Raw genomic sequence first — 22,896 nt, 5'->3', positions numbered from 1 at the left:
GGTTTACGCCCGCGGGCCCCAGCCTGGGCCCCACCGCCCCTGCACGGCCCACCCGCCCCACCCCTGACAGTTTCCGTGTGCGGCCAGCCCACGGAGAAGAAAAAGAAGATCAAGAGCAACAGCAACAGCAACACCGAAAAGCAAAAAAGCGGCCGCTGGGCCGCTTTTTGCTTTTGCTCTTCTTTTTTCTTTTCCGTGGGTGGACGCCGCAGAGATCTGTCAGGGGCCGGAGGGGTGGGATGCGCAGGGGCGTAAGCGCCGTGGATGGCGCGCCCGAGCCTACAGGGACGTATTCACGGCGTCCCCTGGGCATCCCACCCCTCCGGCCCAACCCATGACCCGCTTCCAGCGACCAACCCACGAGGGGCTGCGCCGTTCGCGGGAACATCACTTCGCCGGCGACACCCACATGTCGATCACCGCACTGAATACCTCCGTGCCCGCGCGGTCGCGCACGCTCACCGTCACCGGCAACGCGTAACCTTCGGCCGCCACCACGATCGGCTGCGCCGGCAACGCCGTCGCGTGCAGCGTGCCGCGGGCCTTGGCCAGGTACTGCACCTGCATTCCCTTGGGGATCCAGCGCATGCCCTTCGGCAGCGACGCATCCACCATCAGCCCGGCGGTCAGCTCGGCCAGATTGCACATCGCGATCGCGTGCACCGTGCCGATGTGGTTGCGCACCTTGCGTCTGTCGACCAGCAGGCCCTCGCAGCGGCCGTTCTCCAGGCGTGTGATGCGCGGGGCGATGCTGGCGAAGTAGGGGGCCTTGAAGCACACCGCGCGCGAGAACAACCAGTTGCCGGCAGGCCAGCGCTGCAGGCGGTGGTAAAGCGTAAGCAGTGGAGCAGACATCGGGTGTCTCCCTAAAGAAACGGCGGACCGAAGTCCGCCGTTGTCGTTTACATGGTGGCTGCGATCACGCGGCCTGCGACTGCGCGCCCTTCTGTTCGCGCTTGTAGTAGCCCGCCGAGCGGAGCTCTTCCGGATCGAAGTCGTCCACGGTGATGGTTTCCAGGGTGAGCGTGCGCAGCTCCTCGAGCAGGGTGCGCTCGTCCTGGGTGATCACGCCTTCGGCCACGGCCTCGTCCAACTGGGTGACGAAATCCAGCGCTTCGATGCCCTTGGTCTTGAGCGCCTTGATGAACTTGCGCTCCACCGGCTCGGCCATGATCGCCTTGCTCAGGTAGCTGTTGATGCGGCCGCCCGGGTTGTTCTCGCACGGGGTCAGGAACACGCCGCTGGCGAGGCGGTCGCGGGCTTCGTTCGGTGCCATCAGCAGCGCAGCCACACGACGGCTCAGGCGGTCGCCGGGGGCCTCGGCACGACGGCCCAGCGGGAAGATCAGTGCCCACATCAACCAGCCGATCGGACGGATCGGGAAGTTGCGCAGCGCGGCCGACAGCGATTCCTCGATCTTGTGCACGCTGTCATGGAAAGCCCAGGCCAGCAGCGGCTGGTCGGCCTGCGGTGCGCCTTCGTCGTGATAGCGCTTGAGCATGGCGCTGGTCATGTAGACGTGGCTCAGCACGTCGCCCAGGCGGCCAGACAGCGATTCCTTGAACTTCAGCTTGCCGCCGAGCGTCATCATCGAGATGTCGGCCATCAGCGCCAGGTTGGCCGAGTAACGGTCCAGCTTGCGGAAGTAGCGGCGGGTGTAGGCATCGCCCGGGGCCGCGCCGAAACGCGCACCGGTCAGGCCGAACCAGAACGAACGCACGGCATTCGAAATGCCGTAGCGGATGTGGCCGAACAGGCTGCGGTCGAAGTCCTGCAGGCCGGCACGGGTGTCCGGATCCTGCGCCGCCTTCATTTCCTTCAGTACCCACGGGTGGCAGAGGATCGCACCCTGGCCGAAGATCAGCAGGCTGCGGGTCATGATGTTGGCGCCTTCCACCGTGATGGCGATCGGCGCGGCCTGCCAGCTGCGGCCGGCGAAGTTGCGCGGCCCCAGGATGATGCCCTTGCCGCCGATCACGTCCATCACGTCCGAGATCACTTCACGGCTCATGTTGGTGCAGTGGTACTTGGCGATCGCCGACGGCACCGACGGCACGTCACCGCGGTCCACAGCGGCAGCGGTGGCCTGCGACAGCGCGCTGATCTTGTACGCCTTGCCACCAATGCGGGCCAGCGCTTCTTCCACGCCTTCGAAGCGGCCGACCGACAGGCCGAACTGCTTGCGGATACGCGCGTAGGCACCGGTCACCACCGCGCCGGCCTTGGCACCGCCGCTGGCGGTGGAGGGCAGGGTGATCGAGCGGCCGACGGCCAGGCACTCGTTGAGCATGTTCCAGCCCTTGCCGGCCTTCTCGGCGCCGCCGATCAGCTGGGTCAGCGGGATGAAGACATCCTTGCCACGGATCGGGCCGTTCTGGAAGGTCGAGTTGAGCGGGAAATGGCGACGGCCGATTTCCACACCGGCGGTGTCACGCGGCAACAGGGCCAGGGTGATGCCGATATCGCGGGTGGTGCCGATCAGGCCATCCGGGTCGTACATGCGGAAGGCAAGGCCGATCAGCGTGGCCACCGGGGCCAGCGTGATGTAGCGCTTGTCGAAGGTGAGCTTGACGCCGAGGACCTGCTCGCCGTTCCACTCGCCCTTGCAGACGATGCCGTAATCGGGGATCGAGGTGGCGTCCGAGCCGGCGAACGGACCGGTCAGGCCGAAGCAGGGCACTTCGCGGCCATCGGCCAGGCGCGGCAGGTACTGGTCTTTCTGTTCCTGGGTGCCGTAATGGTTGAGCAGCTCACCCGGGCCCAACGAGTTCGGTACGCCAACGGTGGAGCTGACCACCGAAGACACCGAGGCCAGCTTCTGGATCACCTTGTGGTGGGCCAGCGCGCTGAAGCCCAGGCCGCCGTATTCCTTCGGAATGATCATGCCGAAGAACTTGTTCTTCTTGATGAAGCTCCACAGTTCCGGCGGCAGGTCCGCATGGACGTGGGTGATCTCCCAGTCGTTGACCATCTTGCACAGCTCTTCGACCGGGCCATCGAGGAAGGCCTGTTCTTCAGCACTCAGCTGCGGCTTGGGGTAGTTCAGCAGGATGTTCCAGTCCGGGTCACCGGTGAACAGTTCGCCTTCGAAGCCGACCGAGCCGGTTTCCAGGGCGATGCGCTCGGTCTGCGACAGCGGCGGCAGCACCTTGCGGAACACCTTCATCATCGGGCCGGTCAGCAGCGGCTTGCGGATGAACGGCAGCAGCAGCGGCACGACGATCACGGCCAATACGGCAGCAGCGACGATCGTGGCGGTCTGGTTTACGTAGGGAATGAACCAGCAGGCGACCAGCAGGGCCACGCTGATCAGCGTCCAGGTCAGCAGGCGCATGCGGTGGTAGGCAACGAACGCGCCTGCCAGCAGCAGGGCGAGGAAGGGAATGACGAGGCTCATGAGCGTGCTCCGGTGACGTGCTCGTTTATGGCGGACGAAGCTGCAGCATCCGCTGCGGGCAACACGTCCAGATAGTCCAACACAGTAGCGGTAAAGGCGTCGTTGTCATCACCGGCGACCATGTGCGTGGCCTGCGGCAACTGTACGTGGCGCGCGTGCGGCGCCAATGCCAGGAATTCGGCCACCGTCTGCGGGGTGACCAGATCGCTGCGGCCACCGCTGACCAGCAGCAGGGGGCACTTCACCTGGCGCGCGGCCTCGGCCAGTGCGTCCTGGTGCTGCTCGCTGTCGCGGGCCAGTTCGGCCACCAGGCGCGGGTCCCAGTGCCAGCGCCAACGGCCGTGGCCATCGTCGCGCAGCAGGGCGCGCAGTGAATCCTCGGATTTGCGCGGGCGGTGCGGCACATAGGCCGAAATCACATCGGCAGCCTGCGACAGCGAGGCGAATCCGTCCGGGTGCGCGGTCATGAAGGCAAGGATGCGTTCGACGCCAGCCGTGTCCCAGCGCGGGGTGATGTCCACCAGCACCATCGCCGAGAACAGCCCGGGCCAGCGTGATTCGGCCAGCAGGCCGAACAGGCCCCCCATGGACGCGGCCACCAGCACCGGCGGTCGCGGCTGCTCGCCGGCCAGCACGATCAGGTCATCGGCGAACTGCTCGCCGTGATAGGCCAGATCGGCCGCGTTCCAGTCGGAATCGCCATGACCGCGGGCGTCGTAGGCCAGGGTTTGCAGGCCCGCGGCCGACAGGGCTTTGGCCGTGGTCGTCCAGGCATGGCGGGTCTGGCCAAAGCCGTGTGCGAACAGTACGCGTCCGCGACGGCCGGAGGTGCTGGCAGTTGCAGCCAGCGAGGCGCCGTGGGCGGCCTCCAGGCGCAGGTCATGGAATGCAGCGGGAGTCGGGGACATAACCATACTCGCTAGTATGGATTGCTTCTGCAGGAAGTCAATACTGCACGGTATGGTGCGTCGCAGGAATCCCTTCTGGCCCGGCTGCCGACGGTTTCGGCCGCAACCGCGTACTGCAACGAACCCCGGCGTATGGTTAAATCAGCAAATGAATCAACCTGACGCTTCCGCCGGCGAACCGCGTGCCGGCCGCAACAGCCGCCTGAGTGCCGAAGACTGGGCCCAGGCGGCCCTCGATCTGATTGCCGAGCAAGGTGTGAGTGCCGTCGCGGTGGAACCGCTGGCGCGCCGCCTTGGCGTGACCAAGGGCAGTTTCTACTGGCACTTCCCCTCGCGTGATGCGCTGCTGCAGGCCGCGCTGGAACGCTGGGAACTGTTCGAGCAGGAACAGGTGTTCGGCAGCCTGGAAGACGTGCCGGATCCGCGCGTGCGCCTGCGCCAGTTGTTCCAGATGGTGGCGCACGAAGTGCAGCCGCACATCATCTACAGCGAGCTGCTGAAGGCCCTTGACCATCCGATGGTGCGGCCGGTGATCGACCGTGTTTCGCAGCGACGACTCGATTACCTGATCGCCTCGTTCCGCCAGGCGGGCCTGAGCTCGACCGATGCACGCCACCGCGCACGCTTGGCCTATGCAGCGTATGTGGGCTTCCTGCAGTTGTCGTTGCAGCTGCAGCAGCCCAAGCAGGCACGCGAGGATTTCGAAGCGTATGTCGAACACCTCATCGACACGCTGATTCCGAACGGCTGAGCGTTCTTCATCGCTGGATGCAGAAAGGCCGCGGCAATGCCGCGGCCTTTTTCGTTGGCGTCGACGCCAGCAGCGTACGTACAAAAAACAACGGCCCCTTTCGGGGCCGTTGCTGCATCAGCTGATCAATGAATCGATCAGAACTTCTGCTTGTACTGCATGTACATGTAACGGCCCGGCAGGTCGTACTGCGGGTCGAACATGTTGTACGAGGTCGAGTACGAGACCGGCGGCTGCTTGTCCCATGCGTTGTTCAGACCCAGCATGATCGTGCCCTTCCACGGGGTGTTGTAGCGCACCTGGATGTCGTGGTAGGTGGTGGCACCCATGTGGTTCTTGCGACCTTCCGGATCGGAGCAGTAGCTGCGCAGCGCGCCGCCCAGCAGGCAGTCTTCGGTCATGCCGGACTTGTAACGCAGGCCGTAATTGACACCGAAGTCACCGAAGGACCAATCGACATACAGGTTGGAACGGATGCGCCAGTACGGATCCTGGTCGAGGTAACGGCCCTGGCGGCCTTCCACTTCAGAGTCGCGCGTGGCCTTGGTTTCCCACTTGGCCAGATAGGTGCTGTCCCAGCTGATGGTGAACTGGCCGAACGAGGTTTCCGGCAGACGGTACAGGACGCCCAGATCCCAGCCTTCCACCTTGTACGACGCCAGGTTCTGCAGCGGCATGTCGACGTTGGTGATGGTGTAACGCTGCGCGGTGGTGCCATAGGTCGGATCACGGGTGATCAGGCCGCAGTACGCTGCCTGCTCGGCCGGCGAACCGCCGTAGCAGTAGTTCATGATGTCCTGGATCGCCGGACGGGTGATGGCGTCTTCGATCTTGATCTGCCACCAGTCCAGGGTCACGTTCAGGCCGGTCACGAAGCTCGGGCTCCACACCAGGCCCAGCGTCTTGCTGGTCGAGGTTTCCGGCTTCAGATTCGGGTTCGACTTCCAGGTGAACGGTTCTTCGGTCTGGGTCGCGCCCGACTGCGGCACGCCATCCTCATCTTCCGTACCCGGCTGGACGAAGCCGGCCGGCACCCCCTGGGCAATACACTGGGCAAGCACGGCACCGGTCGGGCCATTGGCGGCTGCGCAAGGATCAGCGTAGGTTTCGTACGAATCGCCGTCACCACCGTACAGATTGCTGATGCTCGGCGCGCGGAAGCCTTCCGAGTAGTTGCCGCGGATCATCAGGTCGTCGATCGGCTTCCAGCGGAAACCGAACTTGTTGTTGGTGGTATTGCCGAAGTTGCTGTACTTCGAGTAACGGGTCGCGGCACTGAAGTCAAGCAGCTTGGCGCCCGGCAGATCAGCCAACACCGGGATCGACAGTTCCAGGAACACTTCGTCCAGGTCGTAGCCACCCTTGGTCGGCTTGGCGCCGTTGCCAGTGCTCAGGCCCGCAGCGATGAAGGCGTCCGGATCGAACTGACCGGTTTCCTTGCGGTACTCGTAACCGGCAGCGAAGGCCAGAGCACCGGCCGGCAGCTGCACGATTTCGCCAGAGATGTTGGCGTAGTAACCCTTGGACACCAGGCTCGACGAATCGTGTGCGGTGAACGAGGTGTAATCGATCGCAGCTTGGCTGATCGAGCCTTCCGGGCCCAGAGCGTTGACCGGCACGCAGCCGGCGATGATGTCGCCGCCAGGAGCGGAGACGCACACCGGCACACCGCCACGCATTTCCGACGGGCCGTAGGCGTTGCGCAGGTTGGCCAGGTTGAACAGACCGTAGGTCAGGTCGTTCTGGTCGGTCTTGTCGTAGCGGTAGCCGACATCCCAGTCGAAGTTGCGGTCGGCGAATTCGAAGAAGCCTTCGAAGCCACCGTAGAAGTGCCAGTTCTTGACGTTCTGGTTGAACGAACGGCCGCCGCTTTCATTGAAGCGACGATTGACGCCGGTCAGGTCTTCACCCGTCGGGTTGTACATGCTGTTGGCGCTGAGACGCATGCCGGTGACCGGCATGGCCGCCAGCAGCTGCTCGGACTTGCGCTCGTTGTACATCGCCTCGGTACGGAAGGTGATGTTGTCGGTGACGTTGTACGAGCCCGACGCGAACAGCGAGGTACGCTCCTGCGGGGTCAGCAGGTAGTTGTCCGGAGCGGTGTTGTAGCCGTGGATGTTGGCGTTGAACGGCGTCTCGACGCCGTTGATCTGGACATAGCGCTCTTCGTCACGGATGTAGGAGCCCGGCATGCCGGTGCTGCTTTGGCCGCTGAAGAACGGCGGGCCGCCAGCGGAGATCTTGCGATCGCCGGCCATGACCTTGCCTTCCTTGACGTAGGAGACACCCAGCATCACCGATGCGCGATCGGTGGTGGTGCCGATGGTGAAGTCGGCCGCTTCACGCTCGCCGTCACCGTCGCTGTACTGGCCCTTGTAGAAGTTCGCTTCGGCACCGTCGAAGTTCTGCTTGGTGATGATGTTCACCACGCCGGCGATGGCGTCCGAACCGTAGATGGTGGAAGCGCCGTCCTTCAGGACGTCGATGCGCTCGACCATCGCGGTCGGGATGGTGTTCAGGTCGACGCTGCCGTCCAGGCCGGTGGTCCAGCGGCGGCCATTGACCAGCACCAGGGTACGGTCCGAACCGAGGTTGCGCAGGCTGATGCCGGATGAACCGTCGCCACCGTTGTTGAAGGTGCGGTTCAGAGCGGCGCCGTTGGCGGCGATGCGCTGCAGGATGTCGGCGACTGAGGTCACGCCCTGCTTTTCGATGTCGGCGCGGGTCAGGCTCAGGACCGGCTGCGAGGTTTCGATGTCGGTGCTCTTGATGCGCGAACCGGTCACCGAGATGCGATCCAGGTTGGTCGCTTCCTGCGCCTGGGCTGTTACGGACGTCGCCGCACCGGCGATCAGCGCGACGACGACAGCGTCACGCAGCTTGTTGGACTGGAAATTCATTGGCTCTCTCTCTCCAAGAAATCTTGGCTGGGGTAGTGCCTTCGCGGCGGCGCCAAAAAAGAAGGCTCCAAAATCGCGAGGCTGAATCGATAGTAACGGCCCTCTGCCAAAAATTAAAGCTGTGTTAATTCACGCTGTGGTTACACATGAATGGGCTTTGATTTCTTTTATTTCAACGAGTTATCGGGTTGCGCGCAGGGGCGGCGCAACCTCTGCACGCCTTCGAAGCACAAAAAAGTTTCAGTTGATGCATGTCGCGTTGTATCTGTTTGTAACGAATAGGTGCTTTTCGCACTTGACAGAAGTGTCCGGAAACAATTCGGGCGCCCCAGGGCGCCCGATGTTGAACACTGCTTGTTACCAGTCGTAGGCGACTACAGATCCTGCTCGTAGCGGACGTACGGCACGGTGCCGTCATCGTTGCTTTCGTTGCGCGGGGAGAATGGGTTCTTGCCGCGGCTGATGACGTTCTCGGCGCCGACGGTGAGCTGGCCGGACCACGGGGTGCGCCAGGTCAGGCCGATGCCCAGGCCTTCCCACTTGCCGGGCTTGCCCGGAACGTCAACCACGCGGCCGATGATGCTGCCGCTGAAATTGCCGTAGCCAGCGCCCAGGCTCAGGCTCTTGCTGTCCCAGCGGTCGACGATGGCCGGCGAGGCGTCAGCCAGGGGTACCAGGCGCGCCTTGGCATAGGTGCCGGCGATGGAGACAAAGCCTTCGCGACCGATGTTCTTCTGTGCGAACACGGTCAGGTCATTCTGTTCGGCGCGCAGCGACGGGGTCTTGCTGGGCGTCGCCAGCCAGGCGGGCAGGGTCTCGCGGCCGGCGCCGGCAGTGATTCCCAGGCGGCCGGTGCCCCGGTTGAGCGCGGCGGTGCCGGTCAGGCGCCGGTTGGAGCCGATGGCGTCATCGTCGTCGCCCAGGCTGGCCAGCATGCAATGGCTGGCCAGTCCGCTGATGCTGGAGCCGCTGCTGCTGTTGCACAGCAGGCCCAGCGAGTCGCCCGAAGACAGGCCGAACGCAGCGTCGAGCGAATTGCGGCCGAAATGCCAGCGTGCGCCAACGGCCTGTTCACCGGTCGGCTCCAGGTACAGCAGGGCCTCGACCTTGCCGCTGCCCTTGTTCCACACCGGAATCACGGTGCGGGTGTCCTTGCTCTGCGCATGCACGCCCGTGATCGCGCCAAGGGCGATCAGCAGGGCCAGCGGTAGACGCAGGAAGGTACGCATCGGACCAGTTCAGACAGTGACGGACAGTGAAAGTTCCCGCTGGGGCGGGAACTCGATCCTAGGGTGTTTATGATTTCTTAACAAGCCTTGCTCCTCCCCAGACACAAGACTCGTTCGTTTTCACTGAAGACGTTCAGGTGCCGGTACAGCCCCCTGGGCACCGTGGAACAATATGCCGAACTCCGTCAACGGAAAGTGATACTCCTGTCCGCAGAATTCGCACCGTACGTCCACCGCGCCGGTGTCTTCGGCAGCGGCACGGGCCTCTTCCTCGCCCAGCGAGAACAGCATCGAGGCGACCCGTTCACGCGAGCAGGAGCAGGCGAAGGACAGCGCCTTGTCACCCACCAGCTCCGCCTTCTCCTCGTGGAACAACCGGTGCAGCAGTTCCTCGGCCGGGGTGGCCAGCAGCTCGGCCTTGCCCAGGGTGTCGAACAGCGCGCTGGCGCGGGCCCAGCCGTCGTCGTCGCCCTCGTCGCCCGGCAGCTTCTGCAGCAGCAGGCCGGCAGCGCCGTTGCGGTCGGCGGCCAGCAGCAGCCGCGTCGGCAACTGCTCGGACTGGCGGAAGTAGTCCTCGAACGCTTCATCCAGTTCCGGCGCGGTCAGCGCGACCAGGCTCTGGTAGCGCTGCGGTTCGCGCGGATCCAGGCCCGGATTCTCGATGGTGATGGCGAGCAGGGCGTCCTGGCCCAGTTCGGTCAGGTCGCGGGGGGCGTCACCCCCTTCGGCCAGCTGGACGATGCCGCGCAGGGTGCCGGCGGCGGTGCATTCGGCGAACAGGGTGCGCAGCGCGGTATTGCTGCGCAGCTGGATCGACAGGCGGCCGTCCACCTTGGTGTGGCCGGTGAACAGCGCCGAGGCCACGCAGGCGTCGCCGAGCAGTTCGGTGGCACTGTCCGGGTATTCGCCGTGGGACTGGATGTCCTGCCAGGTGGCCTGCAGGCGCACGTGGACGCCACGGACACCGGCGTCGGGGAGCAGGAAACGGATAAGGGAATCGGATTGGGCGGTCATCGGCTCACATCGCGCGTAAACGGGGATGGTTGCCGGATAATGCGCCGACAACCAGGCATAAGAAGGATGCACCAGTAATGGGGGCAGGGGGAGAGCAGGACAAGGTAGTGGCCGCCGCCGACACGGCGCCACGTCGGCGCTGGCGCTGGAAGCGGCTGCTGTGGCTGCCGGTGCTGTTCGTGGCCTTCAGCTGCCTGCAGGTGCTGGTGCTGCGTTTCATCGATCCGCCGTTGTCCACGGTGATGGTCTGGCGTTTCGGCGAGGCACTGGGTGAAGGCGACTGGTCCTACCGGCTGCACTACCAGTGGCGGGACCTTGACCAGATGGCGCCGAGCCTGCCCATTTCGCTGGTGGCCGCGGAGGACCAGCGCTTCCCTGACCATAGTGGGTTCGACCTGCAGGCCATTGAAAAGGCGCGCGACCACAACGCGCGCGGTGGGCGCCTGCGCGGGGCCAGCACGATCAGCCAGCAGGTGGCCAAGAACCTGTTCCTGTGGCAGGGCCGCAGCTGGATCCGCAAGGGCCTGGAGGTCTGGTACACGGTGCTGATCGAAGCCTTCTGGCCAAAGCAGCGGATCCTGGAGATGTACGCCAACATCGCCGAGTTCGGCGACGGCGTGTATGGCGCACAGGCGGCGGCACAGACATTCTGGGGCAAGGACGCCGCACGGCTGAGCCCTGCGGAGAGCGCGCGTCTGGCGGCAGTGCTGCCGGCGCCGCGTCGCTACAACGCGGCCAAGCCCGGCCCGTACGTGCAGCGGCGTGCGGCGTGGATCCAGCGGCAGGCACGGCAGCTGGGTGGAGCGGGGTATCTGGCGGAGGACTGAGGGGCACGAGCGGTGCTGGTGGTACCGCTGTTATTCGTGCGGAAAGCGGGAACTTCGAACCGTGGACTGACGGGCTGCACGTCCGTCAACCACGTACAATCGCGCGATGACACGTGAACGCCTTACTTTCGTCATTGCCGCGCACAACGAGGAACTGGCGCTGCCCCAGCTGCATCCGCGGCTGTGCGCGGTACTGGATGGCCTGGCCGAAATCGATGGGCACATCCTGTATGTGGACGATGGCAGCAGTGACACGACCTGGTCGTTGATTACCTCGTTGGCCCAGGCCGACCCGCGGGTATCGGCGCTGAAGCTGTCGCGCAACTTCGGCAAGGAGGCGGCGCTGACCGCCGGCCTGGACCAGGTGCGCGAAGGCGCGGCGATGATCCTCGACGCCGATGGCCAGGACCCGCCGGAGCTGGTGCCGCAGTTTGTCGAACGCTGGCGCGAGGGCTATGACAATGTCTACGGCACCCGCCTGGTGCGCGACGGTGAGAGCTGGAGCAAACGTGCGACCGCATCGATGTTCTACCGGGTGATAGGGCGCCTTTCGCGCACGCCCATTCCGGCCGATACCGGCGATTTCCGCTTGCTGTCGCCGCGCGCGCTGAGCGCATTGCGCGAGATGCGCGAGCGCCACCGGTTCATGAAGGGGCTCTTCAGCTGGGTCGGTTTCCGCCGCGTGGCGGTGCCGTATCACCGGCATGCCCGCTTGGCCGGCAGCAGCAAGTTCAGCCTGTGGCGGCTGTGGAACTTCGCACTGGAAGGCATCACCGGCTTCTCGACGGTCCCGCTGCGGGCGGCCACCTACATGGGGTTGGCCACCGCGGGCGTGGCGTTCGTGTTTGCCCTCTGGGTGATCGCCAAGGCGGCGATCTATGGCGACCGGGTGGCCGGCTGGCCGACGATGATGGCGGTGATCCTGTTCCTGGGCGGCGTGCAGTTGATCGCGCTGGGGCTGATCGGCGAGTACCTGGGACGCCTGTACGAGGAGTCCAAGCAACGGCCGTTGTACCTGGTTGACGCATGGTTGGCCCCTTCCGTGGCAGACTCGGAGCCGCAACCCACCCTGGGAGGGCAGGCAGATGACGTCGGTACGGCAACTGTTGGACGGCAAGTCCCCTGAAGTGCATGCGGTCGCGCCTGGCGCGGCGGTGATCGATGCGATCCGGCTGATGGCGCAGAAGGGCATCGGCGCGGTACTGGTGATGGATGGACCGCGACTGGTCGGGATCCTGTCCGAGCGCGATTACGCACGCAAGATCGTGCTGCACGATCGTTCGTCGCGCGATACCGCTGTGTCGGAGATCATGACCGCCAAAGTAGTGACAGTGAGTCCCGGTGAGCAGGTGGAACACTGCCTGCAGCTGGTGACCGATTACCGCATCCGCCATCTGCCGGTGGTCGAGGGCGGGCAGGTACTGGGGGTCATTTCCATCGGTGACTTGGTGAAGTCGGTGATCGATGCGCAGCGGCGCGAGCTGGATCAGCTGCAGCAGTACATCGTGGCGGGGTGAGTTTGTCGCTGGCGGGCCTGCGGCCCGCCGGCCCGCTTTTTCAAGCAACTGCTACTAAAGCCAGAGCCAAAACGAAAGCAGTGCCTTCCTGATTCGTCGGGAAGGCGTCGGGTGCGGCGTGTCCTGCCTGTCGCCTTGCTTCGGCTCTCCGCACGGAAAACAAAGGCGCCGCGAACGCCCGCTCTATTTCGCGTAGTGCCCACCGCAGTCGGCGTCCTTGCCCGGGCCCAGTTCGATGGTGGCCAGCAGTGCCGCCGGCGGCGCGATGCTGCCCAGCGTCAGCGCCACCGCACCACGGAGACCCAGTGCCTTGAAGTCGGGGCGGAATGACGGGTCCTTGAACGTTCCACCGATGCGCAGCGGCGAGCGCAGCACCAGGATGCTCCTGTCCTTGGGGCGTGGCTTCAGCAGCAGGTCCAGGGTTTCATCGCGCAGGCTGACATCGCCCTCGCCGAGGATGATCGTATCGGTGGTGTCCACTGCCATCGACCGGGTATGCATCAGGCCCTCGCGCACGCCGAAATCGGCGAAGGCGCAGCGCAGCGGAATCTGTTTGTCGCCGGTGAACAGGAATTTGAGCGACTCGGTGATGTCCAGCCCCGCCACTTCCATCAGCAGGTTGCCGACATGGCCGCGGCCCATGCCCAGCGCCACGTTGCCGCTGCTGCTGCCGAGCATCGCCGCGATCGAGTTGCCGTTGCCGGTCAGGTCGATACTGCCGCTGATACCGCCCTTGGCCTGCTCGGCCAGCTTGGCATCGGGGAACAACTGGCCCAGCTGCACGCCGCGCACGCTGGCCTTGAAGGAGGTTGCGATCTGCGGCCGACGTGCATCCATGCGGATCGTGCTGCGGATGTCGCCACCGGCAACGCCGAAGTTCAGCGGGTCCAGCCGCAGCACACCATCGTCCAGCAGCAGGTGTGCATCCATGTCATCCAGAGGCAGCTTCGGCGCATTGATGCGCTGGGCCTTCCAGCGCACGTCGGCATCCATCGCACGCAGCTTGCCGAGGTTGTACGGGGTGGCCGGCAGCACCTTCGCGCTGGCAGCCACGCGCGCCGCCTCGGCCCTCTGTTCTGCATTGGCCGTCTCACCGCCGCCGGTCTTCGGCGGTGCGCCGACGAAGCCGGCAAGGTCATCGAAATCGAGACGACGCGACACCAGGTTGGCGGTCATCCGCGGACGGTCCCGGGAGACGTCGAACTGCACATCGCCCCCCAGATCACTGTCGCCGACGTTGCCGGTGAAGCGCTCGTAGCGCCACACCTGGTGATCGCGCTTCAGGCGGCCATCGAGGGCATACGGCGGGGAGGGCGGAATGGCGATGCCCAGCAATGGATACAGATCGGCCAGGTCGTCGCCGCTCAGCGCGAACTGCAGGTCGAACACCTGCAGCTGGAACGGGTTGGTCAAGGTGCCGCTGGCAACGGCATGGGTCGCGCCAGCGCGGCCATCGAGGTGGATGCGGAAGGGATGGGCGCTGTCGGTCAGTTCCAGCGGCGATTCGGTGCCACCGCTCAGGACGAAGGGATTGCCCCGCCAGCGACCTTTGCCGGCCACCAGCAACGGTGGTGCGGCGTCGGCCTGTTTCGGTTCGCCGCTGCGCACGTTCACCAGGATGTCGGTGCGGCCTGGAGCGTCAAGGAACTGCAGGCGACCATCGTCGATGCGCAGGCGCTTGAGCTGCGGCGTGGTGCCGCCCTTGCTGTCGCCGAGAAAGTTCCAGTTGCCCGGGTCACCTTTGCGCGGTGCCGTCTCCAGCAGTACGTCAGGGCGGGTCAGGCGGATTTCGGGAAGCTGCACGTTACCGCGCAGCAACGGCCAGACCCGTATGTCGATCTCGACCCGGTCGGCGCTGGCCATGTTCGGCTGTTTCGCCCAGGGGGCGTTGGCGAAGGTGAGGGTATCGGCGCGTACGGTGGTGGTGCGGCCGAGGTCGACGTCCAGGTTGCCGATGTGCAGGGCGCGCCCGGTACGGGCCTGCACCGCACGTTCCACCGGACCCTTGAACCAGTTCCAGTCCCACAGGGCGATGAGGATCAGGATCGCCGCGAACAGGAATATCAGCACGGCCAGCCAGCGCTGCCCGCGTGGACCGGGGCGACGCAGGCGCCAGCGCGACGCCTTGGGAGCAGCAGGAGCAGAGGCAGCATTCACGCTGCCATGGTTGCCCCGTCGCGGTGGACGGGGCGCGAAGCGTTCATGTGCATGGCGTGCACAGTGGACGCCTGCCTGCCTGCCTGCCTGCCTGCCAGGCAGGGCTTGGCGCTACCGCAGATCAGCGGTCACAGCACCTGTCGGGTCACTGCGACGAAGTGGCAGACGCTGCCGCCGATCACGAACAGATGCCAGATCGCATGCGAATAGGGGATCGATTCGCGGTGGTAGAAGTAGGTGCCCAGCGTGTAGGACAGGCCGCCGCCGAACAGCCAGGCCAGGGTGCCGCCATCGATCGAGGCCCACATCGGCTTGATCGCCACCACCACCAGCCAGCCCATGGCGATGTAGATCACCGTGGACAGCAGCTTGAAGCGGCCGGTGTAGAACAGCTTGAACACCACGCCGCCGAGCGCCAGCGCCCAGATCGCGGTGAACATGCCCCAGCCCCAGGGGCCGCGCAGGCCGATCAGGGTGAACGGGGTATAGGTGCCGGCGATCAGCACATAGATCGCGCAATGGTCGAACACCTTCAGGCGGCCCTTGGCCTGCGGATGCTGGATGGCGTGGTACAGCGTGGAGGCGGTGTACAGCAGCAGCAGGGCGATGCCGAACACGATCGCGCTGGCCAGCTGCCAGCCATCGCCGTAGATCGCGGCCAGGGTGATCAGTACCGCGCTGGCGGCCAGGGCAAGCACCGCACCCAGCCCGTGGGTCAGGGCGCTGGCAATTTCTTCACGGATCGAAGCAACAGAAGTCGTGGACATGGCATGGGCATCGTCTGCAGGGAGGGGGACCCGCACCCCCCTATCATCGCCGCGATGGCGGGCGCGTGCACCCCCGCCACCGTATGGTTGCTGCAATCAGTTGCCGGTGACCGTATGCGCGGCTTCCCGGGTTGCCGAGAAACGCACGTCCGGCGCGCGTTCCTGCGCCAGCTGCAGGTTGACCCGGGTCGGTGCCAGGTAGACCAGGTGGCCGGCGGCGTCGAGGGCCAGGTTCAGCGCGTTCTTCTCGCGGAACTCCTCCAGCTTCTTCTCGTTGCTGCAGTGGACCCAGCGTGCGGTGGTGACACTGACCGGCTCGAAGGTCGCTTCCACGCCGTACTCGTCCTTCAGACGGTACGCGGCTACATCGAACTGCAGCACACCGACCGCGCCCAGGATCAGGTCGTTGCTGGTCAGCGGACGGAAGAACTGGGTCGCGCCTTCCTCGGACAACTGTGCCAGGCCCTTCTGCAGCTGCTTGAGCTTGAGCGGATCGCGCAGGCGGGCGCGACGGAACAGTTCCGGAGCGAAGTTGGGGATGCCGGTGAAGGTGATCGCTTCGCCTTCGGTGAAGGTGTCACCGATGGAAATGGTGCCGTGGTTGTGGATGCCGATCACATCGCCCGGCCACGCCTCGGCGGCGATTTCGCGGTCGCTGGCCATGAAGGTCAGCGCATTGGCCAGCTTCATGTCCTTGCCGGTACGCACGTGCAGGGTCTTCATGCCAGCAGTGAACCGGCCCGAGCAGACGCGCATGAACGCCACGCGGTCACGGTGCTGCGGATCCATGTTGGCCTGGATCTTGAACACGAAGCCGGTCAGCTTCGGCTCCTGCGGGGCGACGTCGCGGCCGGTGGTAGACCGTGCCTGCGGCGACGGCGCGTGCTCGACGAAGAAGTCCAGCAGCGGCTGCACGCCGAAGTTGTTCACACCCGAACCGAAGAACACCGGGGTCTGCTTGCCGGCCCGGTAGGCCTGCAGGTCGAACGGGTGGCTGGCGCCCTGCACCAGTTCCAGCTCGTCGCGCAGATCGGCCAGCATGCGCTCGCCGATCTTCTCTGCAAGCCCGGGCGAATCGATCGAGGGGAAGATGGTCGAATCCTGGCGGGTGAAGTTGCGGCCCTGTTCGTACAGGTGCACTTCGCCGGTGATCAGGTGGACCACGCCCTTCAGGCGCTGGCCCATGCCGATCGGCCAGGTGACCGGTGCGCACTGGACGCCGAGCACGCTTTCAACCTCGTCCAGCAGGTCGATCGGCTCCTTGCCCTCGCGATCGAGCTTGTTGATGAAGGTCATGATCGGGGTGTCGCGCAGGCGGCACACTTCCATCAGCTTGATGGTGCGCTCTTCCACGCCCTTGGCCACGTCGATCACCATCAGCGCCGAGTCCACCGCGGTCAGCACGCGGTAGGTGTCCTCGCCGAAGTCGGCGTGGCCCGGGGTGTCGAGCAGGTTGATGATCTTGCCTTCGTATGGGAACTGCATCACCGAGGAGGTGACGGAGATGCCGCGCTCCTTTTCCAGCGCCATCCAGTCCGAGGTGGCGTGGCGGGCAGCCTTGCGGCCCTTCACCGAGCCGGCCATCTGGATCGCGCCGCCGAACAGCAGCAGCTTTTCGGTCAGCGTGGTCTTGCCGGCGTCAGGGTGGGAAATGATGGCGAACGTGCGGCGACGCGACGCTTCGGTGGCGACTTCGGACATGGCAGTGGCGCCCGCACGGGGCGCTTTTCAAAGAGATAAGCGCCCGATTATACCGGCCTGCCGGCGTCGGCGGGTCAGCGCCCGGCGCTGGCGTCGCCGCTGCCCTCGCGGGCGAAGTGCAATTCGCCCTGCGGGGCGAGGATGCGCACCGGCACCGAACGCAGGCCCATGCCCCGGTTGAGCTGCACCACGAAGTGCAGGTGCGGGGCGGTGCTGTAGCCACTGTTGCCGGACAGGCCGATCGGTTGGCCAGCCTGCACGGCCTGGCCGGGACGGACCCGCATGCCGCCGGCCTTCAGGTGGGCGTACATCGCCATGCTGCCGTCGCTGTGCAGGATGCGAACGAAGTTGGCGCGTCCGGCATCGCGCTCACGGTCCAGGCCATTGCCGCGGAAACCATCCTGTACCTGCATCACCGTGCCCTCGCGGGCGGCCAGGACCTGCGTTGCTTCGGGCAGGGCAAAGTCGATGGCGTCGCGGTTCTCCTCGTCATCGTGGCTGAACCGGCCCTGCGGGGCCTGGTCCACACGCAGCTGGACAGCCTCGAACGGCAGGCGGTAGGCGACGTCCTCGGCGCGCGCGGCCGGATTGCCCGGCACCGACTGCAGGCGGAGGTCCAGCGCCCTGCCGCTGGAGGGGGAGGGCAGGTGGCCCACCACCAGACTGCCGGTGGCCTGCACCAGCGACTGCAGCGGCAGGCCGTCCACCTGCGTGCCGGGGGCCGCGCGCAGCTCGATCTGCACCGGGCCGGACAGCGGATTGTCGATCCGCGCCTGCCACTGGTCGCCCAGCGGCTGCAGCCGCAGGCGTGCCATCGACGCAGCTTGCGGCGCCGTCTCGGCACTGCGCGCGGCTGCAGTCTTCGGCACCAGTCCCCAGCCCTGGCGCCAGTCGGCGGCGTTCGCGGAGGCGCTCGCCAACAGGGGCAGCAGCAGGCAGGACAGGGGCAGGCGGCGCATCGAAGGCTCCAGCGACATGGACCGCCGGGACTCTACGCAAGCTGCCGGGAAGGGGGAAGGGTCGGGGTCTCCGCATTCATTCATCGCTTTATCCGCATGAAGGGATTGACATGCCCGGAAAGCGCTGGCATCGTGGCTCCACCATCGAGACCGGCAGAGGGACAGGCCCTTTGAAGCCGGGGCAGCCCGCAGACGCGAAAGCGCCTGCGTAGGTGCCAAATCCTGCGGGGACCGTGGCGTCCACCGAAAGATGGTTCGAACCTGCACACCACGTGCATTTCGAACGCGAGCCCCGCGAAGGCTCGATGGCCGATTTCCCTACCGGAACCCGCCATGAGCTTCGCCACCAGCACCGTGCTTCGCCCCGAACCCTTTGTCCCCGTCAGCGTGCCGGTCGATGACCGCGTGCACGCCGAGCGCGGCGAGTTCGCCGCCGTGCTGTCGATGCGCCATGCCGGCCCTTGCCCGGTGCGCCTGCGCTATGAATGGGTCGGTCCGGTCAACGCACCGGTGGTGGTGCTGGCCGGCGGCATTTCCGCGCACCGCCACGTGGCCTCCAATGCGCAGTTCACCGAGAAGGGCTGGGCCGAAGGCCTGGTCGGCAGTGGTCGCGCACTCGATCCGCAGCAGCTGCGTGTGCTCGCGTTCGATTTCATCGGTGCCGACGGTGCCTTGGATGTGCCGATCGATACCGCCGACCAGGCCGATGCGTTGGCCCTGCTGCTGGACCACCTCGGCATCCGCGCGCTGAAGGCCTTCGTCGGCTATTCCTACGGCGCGCTGGTCGGCCAGCAGTTCGCGATCCGTCATCGCGCACGGGTACGCCAGCTGGTGCTGGTCAGCGGCGCGCACCGTCCGCATCCGTATGCCGCCGCCTGGCGTGCGCTGCAGCGCCGTGCCGTTGCGCTGGGCCAGCTGCAGTGTGGCGAAGACCATGGCCTGGCGCTGGCCCGCCAGTTCGCGATGCTCAGCTATCGCACGCCGGAAGAATTCGGCGAGCGCTTCGACGCGGCACCGGAAGTGGTCAATGGCCGCGTCCGTGTCGCCGCCGAAGATTATCTCGACGCGGCAGGCGCGCAGTACGTGGCGCGCACGCCGGTCAATGCCTACCTGCGCCTGTCCGAGTCGATCGACCTGCACCGCGTGGACCCGGCCGCGATCCTGCCGCCGACCGTGGTGGTCGCCGTTGAAGGCGACCGCCTGGTGCCGCTGGCCGACCTGGTCGGTCTGGTCGAGGGACTGGGCCCGCGCGGCAGCCTGCGCGTGCTGCGCTCGCCCTACGGTCACGACGCATTCCTGAAAGAAACCGATCGCATCGACGCGATCCTCGCCACCGCCTTCCGCACTTCTGGAGAGTCCGCATGAGCCTGCACGCCGCTGAACCGTCCTGTTGTCGCACCACCGCCGCCGTCCGCGCCGGCATCGATCGGGACACCGCCCATGGCGCGGTCACGCCGCCGATCGTGCTGTCGTCGAACTTCAGCTTTGAAGGCTTCGGCAACAAGCGCCAGTACGACTACACCCGCAGTGGCAACCCCACCCGCGACCTGCTGGGCGAAGCGCTGGCCGAACTGGAAGGTGGCGCCGGCGGCGTGGTCACGGCCACTGGCATGGGCGCGATCAACCTGGTGCTGAACGCACTGCTGCAGCCGGGCGATACCCTGGTGGTGCCACATGATGCGTACGGCGGCAGCTGGCGCCTGTTCAACGCGCTGGCGAAGAAGGGCCATTTCGAACTGGTCACCGCCGACCTGACCGACCCACGCGCGCTGGCCCAGGCGCTGGCCACGCAGCCGAAGCTGGTGCTGGTGGAAACGCCGTCCAACCCGCTGCTGCGCATCACCGACCTGCGCTTCGTGATCGATGCCGCGCACAAGGCCGGTGCGCTGGTGGTGGTGGACAACACGTTCCTGTCGCCGGCATTGCAGCAACCGCTGTCGTTCGGTGCGGACGTGGTGCTGCACTCCACCACCAAGTACATCAACGGCCACAGCGACGTGGTCGGTGGTGCGGTGATTGCCCGCGATCCCACCGTGCACGAACAGCTGGTGTGGTGGGGCAATGCACTGGGCCTTACCGGTTCGCCATTCGATGCGTTCCTGACTCTGCGCGGCCTGCGCACGCTGGATGCACGCCTGCGCGCGCACCAGGAAAACACCGCCGCGATCGTGGCACTGCTTGATGCGCACCCGGCGGTGGCCAAGGTCTACTATCCGGGCCTGGCCGATCATCCGGGCCACGCCGTTGCCGCCCGCCAGCAGAGTGGCTTCGGCGCAATGCTGTCCTTCGAACTCGCCAGCTGTGCCGGCGATGATCCGCATGCCGCTGTGCGCGCGTTTGTCGATGGCCTGCGCTACTTCACGCTGGCCGAGTCGCTGGGTGGGGTGGAGAGCCTGATCGCACATCCGGCAACCATGACCCACGCGGCGATGACGGCCGAAGCGCGCACTGCTGCGGGCATCAGCGAAGGCCTGCTGCGGCTGTCGGTCGGTATCGAGGGCGAGCGCGACCTGCTGGCGGATCTGGACGCCGCACTGGCACGTGCCGAAGCGGTGATCGACGCGGTGGCACGCGGCAAACAGGTGGCAGACGCATGAGCGCTTTGCCTGTCGAGATTCCGCTGCTGGGTACCGGCCGCCTGGCGCTGCTCGGAACCGGCACCGTCGGTTCGGCCTTCGTACAGCGCTACCAGGCGCTGCAGGCACGTGGGCTGGAGTTGCCCAGCGTGCAGTGGCTGGCCAATTCACGCACGGCGCTGGCGATCGACCGCGATCTGGCGTTGCCGCTGGAACTGGCACGCCGTGCACCGCGCGATGGGCAGAGTTCGCCACCCTGGGCCAGCGCCGAAGGGCTGGAGCGTGGTGACGTGGTGGTCGATGCCACCGCCAGCGAAGACGTAGCGGCGCGCCATGTGCAGTGGTTGGCGCGCGGCGTGCACGTGGTGACCGCCAACAAGCTTGGCCGCGGTGCGCAGCTGTCGCGCGCGCAGGCCATCGCCGACCGTTGCGCCGACAGCGGTGCACGCTACGGCGACAGTGCCACCGTCGGCGCGGGTCTGCCGTTGCTCAGCAGCCTGCGTGCGCTGGTGGCCGGTGGCGACCACATCCATGCCATCGAGGGCGTGCTTTCCGGCTCGCTGGCGTGGCTGTTCAACCGGTATGACGGCCAGTCGCCGTTCTCGGCGGCGGTGCGTGAAGCGCTGGCGGCTGGTTACACCGAACCGGACCCGCGACTGGATCTGTCCGGCGAGGATGTGCGCCGCAAGTTGTTGATCCTGGCGCGCAGCAGCGGATTGGCACTGGACGCCTCACAGGTGCAGGTCGATTCACTGGTGCCGGATACGCTGGCGGCATTGCCGCTGGACGATGCATTGAATGCGCTGGAGCAGCTGGACGCACCGCTGCAGGCGCGTTGGCAGCAGGCGCGCGACAACGGTCGGGTGCTGCGTTTTGTCGGGCGCGTCGACGGTGAGGGTGCGCAGGTAGGCCTGCGTGAGCTGGCGGCCGACCATCCGCTGGCGCAGGGCGCGGGCACCGACAACCGCGTGGCCATCCACAGTGATCGCTATCGCGTGCAGCCGCTGTTGATCCAGGGGCCGGGCGCGGGTGCGGAAGTGACCGCAGCGGCGCTGCTGGATGACGTGCTGCGGATCGTGGGCTGACCCCAGCGGCCGCTGCGCTCGCCGGGCATGGCCCGGTGCCACCGACACCGATCCGGGTAGCGCCGGGCCATGCCCGGCGGTCACGGAACGTCAACGCACTTTGAGTGCCTTCAACAGTGCCGCATTGAACTGCTTCGGATCCTGCACCTGCGGCGAATGGCCCAGCGCCGCGAACTCGACCAGGGTCGAGCCGGGTATCGCCGCCGCTGCCGCTTTGCCCAGTGCCGGGTAGTTGCCCAGCGTCGCCTTCAGTTCGGGCGATGCCTGGTCACGGCCGATCGCCGTGCGGTCCTTCTGGCCAATGAACAACGTGGTCGGTACCTGCAGATTCTTCAGTTCATGGACGACGGGTTGGTTGAACACCATGTCCGAGGTTAACGCTTGGCTCCAGGCCACCTGCTGCTTGCCCGGGCCCTCGTACATGCCCGACTGCATGCGTGCCCACGGTTCGTACGCCGGCTTCCACTTGCCGTCGTAGTACACGTCCAGCTGGTAGCGGCGGATGCTGTCATAGCTGATGTTCATTTCGCCGGCATACCACGCGTCCACGCTGCGCCAGGGCACGCCCAGCGCCTTCCAGTCTTCCAGCCCGATCGGATTGACCAGCGACAGACTGCGCAGCTGCTGCGGATACATCAGCGCATAGCGGATGGCCAGCATGCCGCCCATCGAATGACCGACCACATGCACCGGCACGTCACCCAGCTGCAGCTGCTGCAGCAGCGCATGGGTATTGTCGGCCAGCTGCCCGAAGGAATACTGGTAGCGCTCGGGCTTGCTTGATTTACAGAACCCCACCTGGTCCGGCGCGATCACCCGGTAGCCTGCCGCCACCAGCGGCTTGATCGTCTCCCTCCAGGTCGCTGCGCAGAAGTTCTTGCCATGCAGCAGCACCACCACGCCGATCGGCGTCTTCTTCGGCGCGACATCCAGATAGGCCATTTCCAGCGGCTGGCGCTGCGATTCCAGCGCAAAGGTCTTCACTGGATAGCCGTAATCGAATCCCTCCAGCCGCGGCCCATAGGTGGGCGCAGCGAGAGCGGACAACGGAAGGCAGGCAAGCAGGGCTGCAGCGATCACGCGCATGGGACATTCCGGGGCAGGGGAG

18 protein-coding genes and 1 riboswitch are annotated in these 22,896 nt (G+C 65.9%); of the genes, 7 read left to right on the top strand and 11 right to left on the bottom strand.

Annotated elements, in window-relative coordinates:
* Window positions 1–387: 387 nt before the first annotated feature.
* The 3 genes from AC13GI_RS15875 to AC13GI_RS15865 all read right to left on the bottom strand — a co-directional run bounded on the left by AC13GI_RS15875 (window position 388) and on the right by AC13GI_RS15865 (window position 4,311).
* Complete coding sequence (locus AC13GI_RS15875) at window positions 388–855, bottom strand: hotdog fold domain-containing protein (RefSeq protein ID WP_482996782.1); 468 nt, start codon at window positions 853–855, stop codon at window positions 388–390.
* Between the two features lie 64 nt (window positions 856–919).
* Window positions 920–3,397 (bottom strand): acyl-CoA dehydrogenase, encoded by a 2,478-nt coding sequence (locus tag AC13GI_RS15870; RefSeq protein WP_099818865.1) that lies wholly within the window; start codon window positions 3,395–3,397, stop codon window positions 920–922.
* Entirely contained in the window at window positions 3,394–4,311 is a 918-nt protein-coding gene (locus AC13GI_RS15865) for an alpha/beta fold hydrolase (protein ID WP_482996781.1), read from the bottom strand. The genes AC13GI_RS15870 and AC13GI_RS15865 overlap by 4 nt, the downstream gene beginning before the upstream one ends.
* A 142-nt stretch (window positions 4,312–4,453) precedes the next feature.
* On the opposite strand from AC13GI_RS15865, the gene AC13GI_RS15860 reads away from it, so the two are divergent.
* Window positions 4,454–5,056: a TetR/AcrR family transcriptional regulator gene (locus tag AC13GI_RS15860; RefSeq protein ID WP_025877807.1), complete on the top strand. Its 603-nt coding sequence runs from the start codon at window positions 4,454–4,456 to the stop codon at window positions 5,054–5,056.
* A 137-nt stretch (window positions 5,057–5,193) separates the two neighbouring features.
* Here the strand turns inward: AC13GI_RS15860 and AC13GI_RS15855 are convergent, their stop codons facing one another.
* The 3 genes from AC13GI_RS15855 to hslO form a co-directional block, all read right to left on the bottom strand.
* On the bottom strand, window positions 5,194–7,956 hold the full coding sequence (locus AC13GI_RS15855) for a TonB-dependent receptor plug domain-containing protein (protein ID WP_482996780.1): 2,763 nt from the start codon (window positions 7,954–7,956) through the stop codon (window positions 5,194–5,196).
* Window positions 7,957–8,330: 374 nt separating this feature from the next.
* Window positions 8,331–9,185, bottom strand: coding sequence for an XOO1806 family protein (locus AC13GI_RS15850; protein WP_482996779.1), 855 nt, complete (start codon window positions 9,183–9,185; stop codon window positions 8,331–8,333).
* A 120-nt stretch (window positions 9,186–9,305) separates the two neighbouring features.
* On the bottom strand, window positions 9,306–10,199 hold the full coding sequence (gene hslO, locus AC13GI_RS15845; RefSeq protein WP_482996778.1) for an Hsp33 family molecular chaperone HslO: 894 nt from the start codon (window positions 10,197–10,199) through the stop codon (window positions 9,306–9,308).
* A 77-nt stretch (window positions 10,200–10,276) separates the two neighbouring features.
* Here hslO and mtgA point away from each other — a divergent pair, with 77 nt between their 5' ends.
* The 3 genes from mtgA to AC13GI_RS15830 all read left to right on the top strand — a co-directional run bounded on the left by mtgA (window position 10,277) and on the right by AC13GI_RS15830 (window position 12,543).
* Window positions 10,277–11,026: a monofunctional biosynthetic peptidoglycan transglycosylase gene (mtgA, locus tag AC13GI_RS15840; protein WP_176019899.1), complete on the top strand. Its 750-nt coding sequence runs from the start codon at window positions 10,277–10,279 to the stop codon at window positions 11,024–11,026.
* A gap of 106 nt (window positions 11,027–11,132) precedes the next feature.
* On the top strand, window positions 11,133–12,152 hold the full coding sequence (locus tag AC13GI_RS15835; protein WP_482996777.1) for a glycosyltransferase family 2 protein: 1,020 nt from the start codon (window positions 11,133–11,135) through the stop codon (window positions 12,150–12,152).
* Window positions 12,112–12,543: a CBS domain-containing protein gene (locus AC13GI_RS15830; protein ID WP_025877817.1), complete on the top strand. Its 432-nt coding sequence runs from the start codon at window positions 12,112–12,114 to the stop codon at window positions 12,541–12,543. Before AC13GI_RS15835 ends, AC13GI_RS15830 begins: the two co-directional genes overlap by 41 nt.
* A 183-nt stretch (window positions 12,544–12,726) precedes the next feature.
* On the opposite strand, the gene AC13GI_RS15825 is transcribed toward AC13GI_RS15830, so the two are convergent.
* The 4 genes from AC13GI_RS15825 to AC13GI_RS15810 all read right to left on the bottom strand — a co-directional run bounded on the left by AC13GI_RS15825 (window position 12,727) and on the right by AC13GI_RS15810 (window position 18,127).
* Window positions 12,727–14,700, bottom strand: a complete 1,974-nt coding sequence (locus tag AC13GI_RS15825; RefSeq protein WP_482996776.1) for an AsmA family protein — start codon at window positions 14,698–14,700, stop codon at window positions 12,727–12,729.
* Between the two features lie 128 nt (window positions 14,701–14,828).
* The gene (trhA, locus tag AC13GI_RS15820) at window positions 14,829–15,467 is read right to left on the bottom strand and encodes a PAQR family membrane homeostasis protein TrhA (protein ID WP_099818873.1); all 639 of its coding nucleotides are present in this window, start codon (window positions 15,465–15,467) and stop codon (window positions 14,829–14,831) included.
* A gap of 96 nt (window positions 15,468–15,563) precedes the next feature.
* On the bottom strand, window positions 15,564–17,168 hold the full coding sequence (locus AC13GI_RS15815) for a peptide chain release factor 3 (protein WP_482996775.1): 1,605 nt from the start codon (window positions 17,166–17,168) through the stop codon (window positions 15,564–15,566).
* A gap of 74 nt (window positions 17,169–17,242) precedes the next feature.
* Window positions 17,243–18,127 carry a M23 family metallopeptidase gene (locus AC13GI_RS15810; RefSeq protein ID WP_099818874.1) on the bottom strand — a complete coding sequence of 295 codons (885 nt, stop codon included), beginning with the start codon at window positions 18,125–18,127 and terminating at the stop codon, window positions 17,243–17,245.
* 138 nt (window positions 18,128–18,265) lie between these two features.
* Window positions 18,266–18,384, top strand: a riboswitch (SAM riboswitch).
* A gap of 76 nt (window positions 18,385–18,460) precedes the next feature.
* On the opposite strand from AC13GI_RS15810, the gene metX reads away from it, so the two are divergent.
* From metX to AC13GI_RS15795, 3 genes are read left to right on the top strand one after another with little or no spacing between them, the layout of a single operon-like run.
* Window positions 18,461–19,492 carry a homoserine O-succinyltransferase MetX gene (gene metX, locus AC13GI_RS15805; RefSeq protein ID WP_099818875.1) on the top strand — a complete coding sequence of 344 codons (1,032 nt, stop codon included), beginning with the start codon at window positions 18,461–18,463 and terminating at the stop codon, window positions 19,490–19,492.
* On the top strand, window positions 19,489–20,724 hold the full coding sequence (locus tag AC13GI_RS15800) for an O-succinylhomoserine (thiol)-lyase (RefSeq protein ID WP_482996774.1): 1,236 nt from the start codon (window positions 19,489–19,491) through the stop codon (window positions 20,722–20,724). Before metX ends, AC13GI_RS15800 begins: the two co-directional genes overlap by 4 nt.
* Entirely contained in the window at window positions 20,721–21,788 is a 1,068-nt protein-coding gene (locus AC13GI_RS15795; RefSeq protein WP_482996773.1) for a homoserine dehydrogenase family protein, read from the top strand. Before AC13GI_RS15800 ends, AC13GI_RS15795 begins: the two co-directional genes overlap by 4 nt.
* A 90-nt stretch (window positions 21,789–21,878) precedes the next feature.
* Here AC13GI_RS15795 and AC13GI_RS15790 read toward each other — a convergent pair whose 3' ends face one another.
* A complete protein-coding gene (locus AC13GI_RS15790) occupies window positions 21,879–22,874 on the bottom strand; it encodes an alpha/beta fold hydrolase (RefSeq protein ID WP_482996772.1) in 996 nt (331 codons plus the stop codon).
* Window positions 22,875–22,896 lie beyond the last annotated feature (22 nt).

The sequence above is a fragment of the Stenotrophomonas sp. 82F1 genome, from assembly GCF_056861525.1.
Note: the sequence above shows the minus strand (reverse complement) of the source record. Positions and strands in the feature narration are given on the sequence as shown.

Bases quoted from the DNA above. Each gene is read 5' to 3' on its own strand.
- AC13GI_RS15870 (WP_099818865.1), bottom strand. From the start codon at position 3,397: ATGAGCCTCGTCATTCCCTTCCTCGCCCTGCTGCTGGCAGGCGCGTTC.
- AC13GI_RS15800 (WP_482996774.1), top strand. From the start codon at position 19,489: ATGAGCCTGCACGCCGCTGAACCGTCCTGTTGTCGCACCACCGCCGCC.
- AC13GI_RS15795 (WP_482996773.1), top strand. From the start codon at position 20,721: ATGAGCGCTTTGCCTGTCGAGATTCCGCTGCTGGGTACCGGCCGCCTG.
- AC13GI_RS15830 (WP_025877817.1), top strand. From the start codon at position 12,112: ATGACGTCGGTACGGCAACTGTTGGACGGCAAGTCCCCTGAAGTGCAT.
- AC13GI_RS15835 (WP_482996777.1), top strand. From the start codon at position 11,133: ATGACACGTGAACGCCTTACTTTCGTCATTGCCGCGCACAACGAGGAA.
- AC13GI_RS15860 (WP_025877807.1), top strand. From the start codon at position 4,454: ATGAATCAACCTGACGCTTCCGCCGGCGAACCGCGTGCCGGCCGCAAC.
- trhA (WP_099818873.1), bottom strand. From the start codon at position 15,467: ATGTCCACGACTTCTGTTGCTTCGATCCGTGAAGAAATTGCCAGCGCC.
- AC13GI_RS15810 (WP_099818874.1), bottom strand. From the start codon at position 18,127: ATGCGCCGCCTGCCCCTGTCCTGCCTGCTGCTGCCCCTGTTGGCGAGC.
- AC13GI_RS15875 (WP_482996782.1), bottom strand. From the start codon at position 855: ATGTCTGCTCCACTGCTTACGCTTTACCACCGCCTGCAGCGCTGGCCT.
- AC13GI_RS15865 (WP_482996781.1), bottom strand. From the start codon at position 4,311: ATGGTTATGTCCCCGACTCCCGCTGCATTCCATGACCTGCGCCTGGAG.
- AC13GI_RS15850 (WP_482996779.1), bottom strand. From the start codon at position 9,185: ATGCGTACCTTCCTGCGTCTACCGCTGGCCCTGCTGATCGCCCTTGGC.
- AC13GI_RS15790 (WP_482996772.1), bottom strand. From the start codon at position 22,874: ATGCGCGTGATCGCTGCAGCCCTGCTTGCCTGCCTTCCGTTGTCCGCT.
- AC13GI_RS15815 (WP_482996775.1), bottom strand. From the start codon at position 17,168: ATGTCCGAAGTCGCCACCGAAGCGTCGCGTCGCCGCACGTTCGCCATC.
- mtgA (WP_176019899.1), top strand. From the start codon at position 10,277: ATGGGGGCAGGGGGAGAGCAGGACAAGGTAGTGGCCGCCGCCGACACG.
- hslO (WP_482996778.1), bottom strand. From the start codon at position 10,199: ATGACCGCCCAATCCGATTCCCTTATCCGTTTCCTGCTCCCCGACGCC.
- metX (WP_099818875.1), top strand. From the start codon at position 18,461: ATGAGCTTCGCCACCAGCACCGTGCTTCGCCCCGAACCCTTTGTCCCC.
- AC13GI_RS15855 (WP_482996780.1), bottom strand. From the start codon at position 7,956: ATGAATTTCCAGTCCAACAAGCTGCGTGACGCTGTCGTCGTCGCGCTG.